The 13,250-nt window shown below is 44.6% G+C and carries 9 protein-coding genes and 2 pseudogenes; 8 read left to right on the plus strand and 3 right to left on the minus strand.

The window, feature by feature from the left end:
* Positions 1–186: 186 nt before the first annotated feature.
* Positions 187–750 carry a DJ-1/PfpI family protein gene (locus tag AACS05_RS04410; RefSeq protein ID WP_045440307.1) on the plus strand — a complete coding sequence of 188 codons (564 nt, stop codon included), beginning with the start codon at positions 187–189 and terminating at the stop codon, positions 748–750.
* Positions 751–893: 143 nt separating this feature from the next.
* Here AACS05_RS04410 and AACS05_RS04415 read toward each other — a convergent pair whose 3' ends face one another.
* Both AACS05_RS04415 and rclC read right to left on the minus strand, forming a co-directional pair.
* Positions 894–1,355 carry a DUF302 domain-containing protein gene (locus AACS05_RS04415; RefSeq protein WP_045440310.1) on the minus strand — a complete coding sequence of 154 codons (462 nt, stop codon included), beginning with the start codon at positions 1,353–1,355 and terminating at the stop codon, positions 894–896.
* Positions 1,356–1,398: 43 nt separating this feature from the next.
* Complete coding sequence (gene rclC / locus AACS05_RS04420; RefSeq protein ID WP_404842376.1) at positions 1,399–1,959, minus strand: reactive chlorine resistance membrane protein RclC; 561 nt, start codon at positions 1,957–1,959, stop codon at positions 1,399–1,401.
* Positions 1,960–3,069: 1,110 nt separating this feature from the next.
* On the opposite strand from rclC, the gene pepT reads away from it, so the two are divergent.
* The 7 genes and pseudogenes from pepT (at position 3,070) to foxA (ending at position 12,533) form a co-directional block, all read left to right on the plus strand.
* On the plus strand, positions 3,070–4,326 hold the full coding sequence (gene pepT, locus AACS05_RS04425) for a peptidase T (RefSeq protein WP_045440314.1): 1,257 nt from the start codon (positions 3,070–3,072) through the stop codon (positions 4,324–4,326).
* Complete coding sequence (gene dcuC, locus AACS05_RS04430) at positions 4,323–5,684, plus strand: C4-dicarboxylate transporter DcuC (protein WP_045440317.1); 1,362 nt, start codon at positions 4,323–4,325, stop codon at positions 5,682–5,684. The genes pepT and dcuC overlap by 4 nt, the downstream gene beginning before the upstream one ends.
* Before the next feature lie 737 nt (positions 5,685–6,421).
* The gene (locus AACS05_RS04435) at positions 6,422–6,889 is read left to right on the plus strand and encodes a DUF2913 family protein (RefSeq protein ID WP_223306975.1); all 468 of its coding nucleotides are present in this window, start codon (positions 6,422–6,424) and stop codon (positions 6,887–6,889) included.
* Positions 6,890–7,548: 659 nt separating this feature from the next.
* Positions 7,549–8,313 (plus strand): annotated as a pseudogene (locus tag AACS05_RS24925) (HAMP domain-containing protein); the annotation flags it as partial.
* A gap of 210 nt (positions 8,314–8,523) precedes the next feature.
* Positions 8,524–9,129 (plus strand): annotated as a pseudogene (locus tag AACS05_RS24930) (methyl-accepting chemotaxis protein); the annotation flags it as partial.
* Between the two features lie 190 nt (positions 9,130–9,319).
* Positions 9,320–10,303: a helix-turn-helix transcriptional regulator gene (locus tag AACS05_RS04445; protein ID WP_045440322.1), complete on the plus strand. Its 984-nt coding sequence runs from the start codon at positions 9,320–9,322 to the stop codon at positions 10,301–10,303.
* Positions 10,304–10,424: 121 nt separating this feature from the next.
* A complete protein-coding gene (gene foxA, locus AACS05_RS04450; RefSeq protein WP_144243046.1) occupies positions 10,425–12,533 on the plus strand; it encodes a ferrioxamine B receptor FoxA in 2,109 nt (702 codons plus the stop codon).
* Positions 12,534–12,586: 53 nt separating this feature from the next.
* Here foxA and AACS05_RS04455 read toward each other — a convergent pair whose 3' ends face one another.
* A complete protein-coding gene (locus AACS05_RS04455; RefSeq protein ID WP_045449462.1) occupies positions 12,587–13,096 on the minus strand; it encodes a hypothetical protein in 510 nt (169 codons plus the stop codon).
* Between the last annotated feature and the right edge of the window lie 154 nt (positions 13,097–13,250).

The raw sequence follows: 13,250 nt of genomic DNA on the forward strand, positions 1-13,250 counted from the left end.
TTATTCGCTGTATTTGTCTTGTCAGTAGAGTAACCGCGCCGTCTGACAGCGGGTTGCTGAGCAGAGTGTGATCTGCCCGAATGTTCCGCAGGTCTCGGGGTGGATTTTCAAATAACTTTTTGCCGGTAGACTATAGTAAAGATGGCCATTATTTCTCATCATGAATAACCATGGGCGGGGACGGAAATGAAGAAGATACTGATGCTGGTCGGAGATTATGTCGAAGATTACGAAACTATGGTTCCTTTTCAGGCGCTAAAAATGTTAGGTCATCAGGTTGACGCTGTCTGTCCAGATAAAAGCCTGGGGGATTATGTTCAGACCGCCATCCATGATTTTGATGGGGCACAGACGTACAGCGAGAAACCAGGGCACCGTTTTACCCTGAATGCGAATTTTACTGATGCGCGGGCAACAGATTATGATGCATTACTGATCCCCGGAGGACGTGCCCCCGAGTATTTACGACTGAACCCTGATGTCATTCAACTGGTGCAAGACTTTAACGCGGCGGGTAAACCTATTGCCGCCGTATGTCACGGCCCTCAGATTCTGGCTGCAGCAGGGGTGTTAGAAAACCGTACATGCAGCGCCTATCCAGCTTGTGCGCCGGAGATTCGGTTGAGCGGTGGACATTACGCAGATATCGGGATTGACCAGGCATACGTCGATGGCAATCTGGTTACGGCACCTGCATGGCCTGCGCATCCTGAGTGGCTGGCTAAATTTGTCGAAGTATTAACGAAGTAAGAGGCCCATTGAGTAGAAAGTCGGTATAACCTGTTCGGCTATACCGATTGGGGCATCATGATTGTTTATAAATGAGGCACCAATATATGCAGGTGCCTTTTCTCTGGTGAAGGAGCAGAAATCGGAATACGACGAGACAAAAATTACCGAATCGCATTTTGAACGAGTTTTTCGAGTTTTTTTAGTGTGTTAACCGATACCGTATCAAGACCATGGACTTGTAGACTTTCCATTGGGTGATAGCTTACTAAAACCCGTCCATCTTGCTGCTGGCTAATCAGAACCCGAAACGGTAGATCAAGAGCCAGATCAGGATGTGCAAGCATTAATGGTGTCCCTGCTAAAGGGGTTCCAAAGACAAGCACTGTTGTCGGTGGCATTGATAACTGGACACTCTGAGCTGCTTTTGCGTGGTCAAATTCACCAAATAACACCAGGTTATTGCGGTTAATTGCGTTTATTAAATGTTCTCTTGTTTGCGGATAGTTATAAGCACTAAAATTTTTTTGCATAGTGTCAGCGTTATTATTTTCAGCATATCCTGTTATTGTTGCAGAGATGTATAGAACCAATAATATGAGGCCTTTTTTGATAAAACGTTGCATTATTACCTCCATAAGTCAGAGTGCGAAAAAATTTTTGCAGATACTAACTTTTTCTCTGACTCTCTCTTTTGACGATACACTTTGCTGAGTGCACCATTACGATAAATCCTGCGGCTAGCATTATTGTATCTTTCAGTACTAGTCGGCCGGCACCAGAAAGATAAGGAAACCCTGTATGGGCATCAGCACCATGCACCCACGTTTCTGGCGTAAATATCAGGAATGTTAACGTTACAAAAGGTGTCAGGAACGCCATGGTCGCTCCCCAGAATCCAGCTTTTGGCGAAATGTAATGAGACAGAATGAGCAATGCAAATATTACTTCTATGACGCCTAATCCAGTTGAGTATCCGTAGGTATTGTTTGCATTATGCCAGGCACGATGAGCTTCGACTAATTCGCCTTCATGATTCATAAACTGTGCATAGTTCATGGGATCATTGTAAAAGAATGACATAAATGGGCTGTTAGCAACAAAGGGGACTATGCTGTCTGCCTCATAAGGTATAAATTTCAATAAACCAATCCACATAAATACAATGGCAATGGAAATACGACACAGGTTAACGCCTATGTTTTCTTTTGTTGAAATATATTTGTAGATATCATTGAGCATTGGATTTTCCTTTTGGGTATTAAACACAATCCTTTATATCAGTAGTTCACGAGCAGACCCTGTTATGACGTCCATGCTTTTTGTTCAGGAGTCTTTTTTATAAATTAACGTACTTGACCTCACATTTTTAATGTGATTTTAATGTTGCAATAAAGTAAATTATAATCGAGACTGTAAATTGGATATGGCGGCTTGTGTTGATAGATGTCGTTCAAAATGAGGGTGATTAGACTGATAACTTTAAATTCTCGTTATGTAATGAAGAGATTAATGTATTAATTTATTTTATATTTCTTCAGTATCTGCTGGGCTATCTGTACCAATACAAGAGTGTTGGTCTTCACTAACTTACATAATAGATTAATATGGGTTAATATTCTTGGGTGTGAAATCCTGTTTTTGATAAGCTATTGTTTATTATAAACTCAGTAAAGGTAGTAAATACTATTTTAAGAATTTTCTCTCTGTAATAAATTGTGTATACTCGATCCTGCAAGAAGCTCTTCCGTTATCACTAAAACAATAAATCTGTCCTTAACACCCGTATTGCCTCTACTCTGTATCTCTTCTCAGGGTAGAGGTTTTTTTTTACGTCTATGCAATAAAATATTCACTACACGGGTAAACATTATTATGGCTAATATGATGATTAGCGACGTAAGTTTATAATGCTGCGATATTTTCTGTGTACAGATATATTAAGGCTCAATAGTACCAGTGCGTTTCTATTTGAAGGTGAATTGTTTTGTTGTGGTCTTATATACAGGGGTATAATAAAGATGGGCTTATAATTTCCTTGTTTTCAGTGTGATAGGTATTTTTAACCATTAAAATAAATGTGACTTTGTTCACGGATTTTAATTCATTAAGTGGGTATTCCTAGATTAGTGCAACAGCGTTGCACTTTGTTTTTGAAAATTTGCTCATTGAAAAATATAAAATGATTTGTTTTGAACATAGCATTTGTTGTCGAAATCCCCACAAATAGGCGCTCAGGGATAGGCACTGTTTTTTACTCTCCGGGTTTATCTGGCTCGCGCTGCATGCAGGTCTCCTCTCGCAGTACCTCGTAAATAATACATTAAAGGATGTCCCACAATGGATATTGTTGAACGCTTTATTAACTACACCAAAATCAATACAACGACTTCAAGGGAAAACGGTGCAAACGGGATAATGCCTTCTTCCCCTGGTCAGATGGTGCTGGCAAAGCTGCTTGCAGCAGAGCTTGAAGCATTAGGAATGGAAAACATCGAGGTTAGAGATACTGCTATCGTGACGGCAACATTGCCAGGGAATACTGACGACAGCGTTCCAGTTGTCTCTTTCTTTGGTCATCTGGATACCAGTGCAGAACAGACCGCGAATACGAATGCACAACGTCTCCCCTACAGTGGCGGCGATTTGTGTCTGAACAAAGAGCTGAATATTTATCTTCGTGAAAGTGAATTCCCTGAACTGAAAAATTATATCGGTGATGACCTTCTCGTGACAGATGGAACCAGTCTTTTGGGAGCGGATGATAAAGCCGCTATCGCGGCTATTATGAATGCGCTGCAGTACCTTGTTGAACATCCAGAAATTAAGCATGGCACTGTGAAAGTCGGTTTTGTGCCTGATGAGGAGCAAGGCTTACGGGGGGCAAAAGCCTTTGATGTTTCGGCATTTGGTGCTGACTTTGGCTATACCCTGGATTGCTGTGGAATTGGTGAGTTTGTTTATGAAAACTGGAATGCAGGCGATGCAGAAATTATCTTTACCGGTCAGTCTGCACACCCTATGTCAGCCAAAGGCAAGCTTAAAAACTCTCTGCTGATGGCCCATAAGTTCATTTCTATGCTCCCAGGAGGAGAAGCGCCTGAATATACGGAAGGGCGTGAAGGTTATTATTGGGTGAAACAACTACAAGGCAACAGTGCCCGCACGGTGCTCAAGCTGGATATTCGTGATTTCAGTGAAGAAGGCTATCAGGCACGGATGGAATTTATTCGGCAACTTGCACAGAGCACCAATATGCTTTGGGGTGAAAATAGCGTGGTCTGCCACTTATCCGATCGCTATGCGAATGTTTTTAATAGTCTGCAGGGCAATGCTCACTACCCCATTGATATTGCTCTACGCGCCTATCAGAAATGTGGTATTACCCCGGCACCGGTAGCTATGCGTGGCGGCTATGATGGTGCGGTTCTCTCTCAGAAAGGATTGCCTTGTCCGAATATTTTTACCGGTGCCCATAATTTTCATTCTATTTATGAATACCTGCCGGTACGTTCTCTGCGCGCTGCCAGTGATGTCGTTGTGGCAGTCATTGAGGAAACCTTTGCTGAGTTCGCGGAGCGGAGAACTCAGTCATGATTCAGGTACTTATTGCCCTTTTGGTTATTGTTGTCGTCGCCCGTCTGATCCTGAAAGGTTATCGCGCTGAGCCGGTGTTATTCATTGCGGGTTTGGTGTTGATGATTTGTACCGGATTGACTGGATGGGGGTCTGTATTGCCGAAAGGGGTTGCCGGTACGGGAATTTCATTTCTCGATCCTTTCGAAGTTATGCGCGATCTTTTCAGTACGCGCGCTGCCGATCTTGGTCTGATGATTATGGCGTTAATGGGATTTGCGCATTACATGGATCATATCGGGGCGAATGAAGCAGTGGTGCGTGTAGTAACGAAACCATTACGGGCGCTGCGGTCGCCATATATTTTACTTTTTTTCTCCTACCTGCTTGCCAGCCTTCTTCAATTGGCCATCCCTTCAGCCACCGGACTCGCGGTGTTACTGATGGGGACGATGTTCCCTATTATGCTGGGATTAGGGCTCTCCGCGGCCTCTGCTGCGGGAGTGATTGCGACCTCGCTTGGTGTGGCGTACACCCCAACAGCGATAGATGCCATCAGGGGATCTAAGGCCGTTAATATGGATGTGGTGGAATATGTTGTCTATCATCAAGGGCCTGCTGCGCTTGCAACCGTTTTGGTCGTGGGGGTCTGTCATTTCTTCTGGCAGCGGCATTGCGATCGTAAAGCGGGGACTTTACCACGGGAAATAGGTACCGCTGAGGTTACCGACTCAGGAAAAGCACCGGCTTTTTATGCGCTGCTCCCCATGCTGCCGATATTGATGGCGGTAGGTTCATCCGCAATGTTTGTCAGTGGCATTAACCTGAACATTATCACCATCGTCCTCATTTCCATGGCCATTTGTATGCTGATAGAGTGGTTACGGACCCGTGATTTAAAGTCAGTATGCGAAGGATTCAGCCACTTTTTGAAAGGAATGGGAACCGCGTTTACCGGTGTGGTCGGTCTGCTGGTTGCTGCGGGGGTATTCGCGCATGGTATTAAGGTCATTGGTGCGATTGATCAGTTAATTCTGATGGCAGAACACGTTGGATTACCACCATTTGCAATGGCGGTTGTGTTTGCACTGGTGACGCTTGCTGCCGCGATCATTATGGGGTCAGGTAATGCGCCTTTCCTGGCGTTTGTTGAGCTTATTCCTCAAATTGCTGCAAGTATGGGGGCTAATGCTGTTGCGATGATCCTGCCTATGCAGCAGGCATCTCATATGGGGCGGGCTATTTCACCTGTATCCGGCGTGGTGATTGCTGTTTCAAGTGGTGCGAAGATCACCCCTTTCGATGTAGTTAAACGTACCGCTGTGCCGTTAATTGTAGGCTTTATCACGCATACCCTGATTATCGGTATCTTCTATTAATCGCTCCTGCTAAAAGAACCCTTCCGGCTTGTAGAACGCGGAAGGGGGTTTTTGGGGCCAGAACAGGAACCTTAACTCATCATTTTTATGAATAAAGGGGAATTTATATCTTTAATATTATTGATGCCTCTATATTAAATTTCATTTAAAGCCCATCCTGATCATTTTATGACTTCTGTCGTAAAGGTATGCAATAAAATGATTTCATCAGGAGACTTAATGTCTGCGTGAGGGGTGGCTGATCGTTTTCTGAGCGTTGCTGGTGGGATATGTCAGGAAAACTTCCGCTAATGAGCGGTTTTTGAGTTTTTATGATAGTTGGGTCCACAATATTTCGTGGTATTAATTGCCTTTGAGTATTATTAGTTTTCATCTTTATCGTATTCTTCTTATTATTTTTTACCATTTCATAAAAAGATGAAAGGTTAAGAAATGTAATATGTTATTTATGTGGTTTTTTTACATGGAAATAAATTAATCTGGATCATATTTTGGTGGTTTCAATTGTAGTATTTTTTTAAATGGAGTAATACAGGATTTAAATGTAATGATGATTTGTGTAGGTGGGTTTTAAGTGGTAAGTGATTCAGGAAAAGTCAGTCAGTTGAGACATAATTATCAGGATGAGCTTGAAACGTTTACCTGGAGTGCGTTAGTCGCAATAGGCATCGCAATAATGGATAATAGAATTTACTCTAAAATGTCAGAGCATATTTTTATTATGAACTGGTTGGCAATTGCAAAAAAAGAGGAAGCTCTTTCCAAAGAGTATCGCTAATGAACTGCAATGGCTGATTGATGAAGGAAAGAAAAAAAGTCTCAATGCACAACTTAAATTTAAAATAGAATACTTATATTCTACATCGAGTAGCGATGTGACAATACAGAATTACTATTTTAAATTTACCCATGCTATTGAAGTGTTGCGAAACAATGGGTGGGAGAGTTTTCTGCTCACCCCAGGGAAGTGGCGTGATCTGGATGATAAAATTAAAGTTAGAAACGGCAATTTTATCTTTATGGATGATGCTCGGCTACAAGAATGCTTTGGTATTCAGGGTGAGATCTTAAAGCCATTCTGTGTCCGGGTTTATGGTGATGTTGAGTTCGCTAAATCACTTTTCATCAAAAATAACCTTCCGGTTGAGTTTGTGAAACACACTTCAAATGAGTTTTATTACTTTCAGTTTCTTTTAGATGAATAAGGTTTCACTAACGAATACATACTTAATATTTTTAGAGCGGAGAATGTCTTTTTATCTGAATATAAAAATATCGACTATAAATCACGAGTAAAGGACCAAGTGATGTTTACGCGAAAGTTAGTGGTTACTGATGAATGGGTAAAGTTATCTGATATTCCTGCCAGTGTGTCTATATCCTTTAGGGGGATTATTGAAATATGTGAAAGCACATCGGTCCCGGATGATAATACACCCTTGTTGAGATTTGAGAATGAGATGGCACCGATCGCTGTTGATTCGTTATCCTGGCTAAGGGTTCCACCAGGCAGTCCGGGAAGTGTTATCGTCTATATTCTCTGATTCTGACATCACCTTCGTTTAAATCAATACAAACAGCTCAGGCATTCTTAGCGTCTCAAAGTATTCAAATTAGGTGCCGTTGCTTAATACATAAATGATATTAATGTTCACTTGCTTTAATTTTATTCTTTCAGGTACCAGAAGTATACTGTATGCCGCAGTGTGTATACCTGTGTACTTTACTATATCATAGTGTAAATAGTGGGAAACTTTCTAATAATTAACCATTTTACAGGTTAAGGTATTACGGGCTGAGTCGATAACAATTAAGTCATAGAAGATGTTTTTATTGTTATGGAGATGTTTAAATGTTAAAAAATATGAAGGTTAAAACCAGCCTGTTATTACTATTGTTGTTATTTACATTTATGCAGTTTTTTTCTAATGGACTGGAGTTATTAGATCTCAAAAACACACAGAAAAGTACGCTTTTACTACATAATATAGTAAGAGAGCAGGATTCACTGCATAGTATCACTGGATCTATTAATAAATTAAGGGGCATGCTTGATAATATTCAATTGCATGATTCTGCTGATGTGCAACAGACATTAAAACAAGCACTGGATGAGATTGCTTATGCAAGACAAGAGTTCAATGTTTTCTGGGAAATACCTGGATTGACGACGGATGATCCGCAGGCAGGAAAAATCATCAAGACTGCCTTTGAACAACAAATGGATTTTGAAAAAAAACATATCGATCAGTTAAATGAAGTTATATCGAGCGGACGTATCGCTGATGCATCAATAAATTTAAATAATGAATTGCTCGCTTCGCGTAAAAATTTTGATAGCCAACTGGCTAGCTATTATAAATCAACAATGTTGATCAGTGAGAAGATCGTAGGGCAAACACACTCCCAGTTTAATTCATCAATAATTAAAATATCGGTGATCCTGGCGTTTACGATTTTCATCTTTTTTATTTGTAATATCTGGTTGAACCGCACAATCATCCTACCATTACGAACAGTATCTGAACATTTTTCACGGATTGGTAAAGGCGATCTGAGTCATCCTGTTAAGGTACAGAGTAACAATGAAATTGGTCTGTTATGTTTGAATTTACAAAATATGCAGAATGGCCTTCGGGAGACTGTCACAACGATTCGTGATGGTGTCGAGTCTATTAATATCGGTATGCAGGAGATAGCGACAGGTAATACAGACTTGTCTACCAGAACGGAACAGCAGGCTGCAGCTGTCGTCGAGACGGCTGCCAGTATGGAACAGATATCCGCAACAACAAAGAATAATACCGATAAGTCACACCAGGCATCCGCCATGACGAATGAAAGTACCGAAATGGCATTGCGTGGCGAACGCTTAATGAGTGAAATGGTTGAGAAGATCCATCTGATTAGCCGCAATGCGCAGAGCGTAAGCGAAATATCGAATGTTATTGATAGTATTGCTTTTCAGACCAATATCCTCGCACTAAATGCAGCAGTGGAAGCCGCTCGTGCAGGCGAATCAGGTCGTGGATTTGCCGTTGTGGCTAGCGAAGTCAGGACTCTTGCCCAACGCAGCGCTGCTTCAGCAAAGGAAATTACGGACTTAGTTGCCAGAGCGGCAATCAGCGTCAAAGAAGGTGTGGAAATAGCCGAAAACAGTGGTGTCATGATGGCGAATATTGCGGAGGCAATACGTAACATCAATATATTGATGGAAGATATATCCGGAGCTTCAGGCGAACAAAATAGCGGCATAGAGCAAATCCGGGTCGCTGTCACTCAAATGGAGCAGGTAACCCAGCAAAACGCATCATTGGTGGAAGAGATTGCCGCAACGACAGGCAGTGTGGAAGAACAGTCGGCAATGCTATCGCAGGCAGTGGCTGTATTTCAGGTAGAGGTAAATCAAGAAGAGGGCCTCAACGGGAGCGACAGCATACGTTAGTCGGGAAATGATCATCTCATCAGCTGTTATTCAGTCTGGTGAGATGCTCGGGGCAACGCCCGAAACGATACCTGGCAGGGGACTCATGTTGTAACATTATTGATAATAATTCTCATTATTGTTGTTGTGCCCTGCGGGTAATGGTAATGTTGCACAACGAGTTAATCCCATTTCCTATGCATAAGACAGCATGAACAACACCACCGCCCAAAATGCTTCCGGACGCTTAGCACGAATTTTCTCCGTTAGTGAATTTATGGATTTTGGCGAGCGCTACGGTATTGATTACCGCTTTCCGATGCTGAAGCAAAAAACGGATTTACCGCATTCCTGTGCCGTGCTGCAAGGGGAAGTTGAGGAGATGACACTTCCTTGCGGTATGTGCGTGACCCATTCCGACGTACAGGTGCTGCAACCTTATGAAACAACCTCCCGCCACAGCAGTCCTCTGTATATGCTGGTGGTACTGGAAGGGTGCGTGATACTGACGCTCAACGGGCAGGAGCATGTGGTGCGTTCCGGCATGGCATTTAGCTCCCGGCTGAGTGAACATCAAACGATGAGTGCCCGCCACCATGCTGACTGCAAACTGCGTACGTTATCGCTGGGACTGTATCCCGACGGCGCATGGCGCACAGGATTGCTCGAGTCGTTGATGCGTGAGTGGGAAAGATGCCAGACGCCAACGCTTATCTGGCAGGTTCCGGGCTTTTTGCTTAGCGGATTACAGTATGCGCAGCAGAGTACGCTCGGTAACGTGCCCCGGCAACTGATGCTGGAAGGACTTATTTTACAGCTGTTCGGTCACGGCCTGAGCGTGTGCCAGATGGAGAGCGGTAAATATCAGCCTGCCAATGGTGAACAACAACGGCTGGAGATCGTTCGTCGTCTGCTGGAACAGACGCCGGAGAATGACTACACGCTAAACGATCTGGCCCAGCGAGCGGCGATGAGTCCCAGCAGTTTGCGCAGTAAATTTCGGGCAGCCTACGGCTGTTCGGTTTTTGACTATTTGCGCGATTGTCGTCTGGAACGTGCGCGCGGCTATTTGCTGGAAGGGTACAGCGTTCAGCAGGCGGCATGGATGTCGGGTTATCAGCACGCCACTAACTTTTCTACCGCCTTTCGTCGTCGCTATGGTTTTCCGCCTGGCGATGTACTCAAACTTTGCTAATCCATTTTTCTGCTTTGTGCGAAGTCGAGACTAACATTTTGGCACTGCGCATACGCAACCTGGCATCCGGCATAGCTATCTTCGCCACCAAAAAGGTAATAATTCTTATTTACAATTAGAAATGCCTTTGGAGATGTTCATGTTCGCTAAGACTCGATTGGCGCTGTTGGTGGGATGGGTAACCGGCAGCGTGGCTTTTCCTCTGCTGGCGCAGGAAACAACAAAAAACGATACGGTGGTTGTCACCTCGCAGATGCAAAGTGGTGCAACCAAGCTTGCCACGCCGGATATTGAAACCCCGCAGTCGGTGTCTATCATCACCCGCGAACAGTTTGAAGAGCAAGGGGCAACCAGTGTGCGTCAGGCTGTGAGCTATACACCAGGGGTGTACAGCAACCAGATTGGCGCTTCGAACCGTTTTGACTACATTGTGCTGCGCGGTTTCTCTGATGGTAGCCTCGACAACGTCTATCTCGATGGCCTGAAAATGATGGGCGATACCAACTCTCACAGCTCGTTGGTCGTCGATCCTTGGTTCCTTGAAAACATCGAAGTGGTTCGTGGTCCGGCATCCGTGCTGTATGGCCGCTCCTCTCCGGGCGGTATTGTTGCGCTGACATCACGTAAACCCTCGTTTGACCCTGGCGGGGAAGTGAAGTTATTTGCCGGGAACAACAATCAGCGCGGCGCAGCCTTTGATGTGACTGGCGCTCTGGATGATAACGATCGTGTGGCAGCGCGTCTGAGCGGGATGACGCGCTATGCGGACTCTCAGTTTGGTCCGTTGAAAGAAGAACGCTATGCGCTGATGCCAAGCCTGACATGGAGGATCACCGACCAGACACGCCTCGACCTGATGGCCTATCTGCATCGTGATCCGGAAGGTGGCAGCCACTCAGGTTTGCCTTATGATGGCACCGTGGTTCCCCACTATGGTCAGAAGATCTCTAACACTTTCTTCGAAGGTGAAGATGATTACGACAAATACGATCGCCGCGAAAACATGGTGGGTTACAACATTGAACACATGTTTGACAACGGTTGGTCGGTGCGGCAAAAGCTACGTTATTTACATACCGATGTCGAACTGAACCAGGTTTATGCGGCAGGCTGGCTGAATGAGACTGAACTCAATCGCGGCTATTCTGGATCCGATGAGAAAATGTCGGCAATTACGCTGGATAACCAGCTTGATGGTAGTTTTGATACCTGGCAGATGAACCACCGTCTGCTGGTGGGGATCGACTATCAGGATCGCAGCAATAATACCACTGGCTACTACGGCGCATTCCCGCCAATAGATGCCTTTAATCCGGTGTATGGGGCGAAGCCGGATTACATCAGTATGTATGCGCGTGAAAAACACAAACTGCGCCAGACGGGCTATTATCTGCAGGATCAGATGTCCTGGGATCGCTGGCGTATTACTCTGGGCGGTCGTTACGATCAGGTCAGTGTGTCAAATATTGATAAGATCAACGACTCGCGTAGCGATCTGGATAAAAACAACTTCAGCACCCGCGCCGCTCTGCTCTATCTGTTTGATAACGGTTTAGCCCCATACGTGAGCTACTCTACCGCCTTCACGCCGACCAGTTTTGCTGATGAAAACGGTAACCTGCTGGAGCCAATGAAGGGCAAACAGTGGGAAGCCGGGTTGAAATATGAACCAGAAGGGCTGAACAGCCAGTTTAGTGCGTCGGTTTTCCGCATCAATCAGACCAATATCGCCACCAAAGAAGAGCCGACCGATCCGTACCGTTCAATTGGGGAAATTGAATCCGAGGGTGTGGAGCTGGAGGCGATTAGTCAGCTAACAGATAACTTCCGTTTGCAGGCGGCGTATACCTACACCGATATTCGCTATAAGAAAAGCAGTCCGGAAGAGCAAGGTAAGCGCGCTGTTTATGCGCCGCGTAATCAGGCCAGTAGCTGGCTGAGTTACGATGTGAAAAGCGGCCCGCTGGATGGTCTGACGCTGGGTTCTGGCGTGCGTTATGTCAATGGCATTACCAGCGATCGTCTGAATACCCACACTCTACCTTCATACACACTGGTGGATATGGCGATTGGCTACGACTTAACGCATATCGGCCTGAAAGGGGTGAGCGCGCAGCTCAACGTCAATAACCTGACCGATAAACGTTACGTTGCGGCCTGTAACTCACTGTCTTACTGCTACTTTGGTGCTGAACGTAGTATTGTCGGCAGCGTGTCCTGGAAGTTCTGATAGCATAAATGGCCCGGCGTGAGTCTCGCCGGGCAAGCCAGGGATCAGCGAGATTACTGAGTAAAGCCGTTATCGATACAAATCTGGGCGTTGGTTCTCAGGGTAAAGGAGAGCTTATTGGGATACTGGCTGTAATAGTTATGTTCTTCTTCCAGCCCCTTCGCCTGGGCCAGACGTACCGTTTCCAGTGAGCAGGTACGATAAATCAGATCTTTTTTCATGATTGCTTGTTGTTCCAGCTGCTTATTTGCGGGCAGCGCCAGCCAGATTTCTGACAGAGAGTAATCAAACACCACCCGATTGCCTTTAGCCTGAATATTTTCAACCGTAATAGAGTCGTCAACTTTCAGCCTCGGCTGTCCACGCATCTTTTTCTTCTCTTCAGCTGCGGCATATTGGGTTAACGCATCGATATCCATCCCGGCTATTTTTTGCTTATAGATTTCAACATAAGTGGCAGGTTGCTGATAATGGTTAGCGTAGGCGTTTCTTAATTCCCCGTCACTCATCGTACAGCCAGCAAGAAAAACAGGTAATACCAGCGTCAGTTTTATTTTAGTCACGATTTTATTCCCGAACATTATTGTGGTCCCTTATTGCCTGTAATGAAATAAAAATTGGGTTATTACAGTTGATATTTAAGGTTGTATAAACAGGGCGACGGGGGCACAAGTTCATTAGTCTTAAAGTGGCATGATAAACAGAAAACCCTGCCAG

The organism is Citrobacter sp. S-77 (genome assembly GCF_963864895.1).
GTDB classification, from domain to species: domain Bacteria; phylum Pseudomonadota; class Gammaproteobacteria; order Enterobacterales; family Enterobacteriaceae; genus Citrobacter; species Citrobacter murliniae.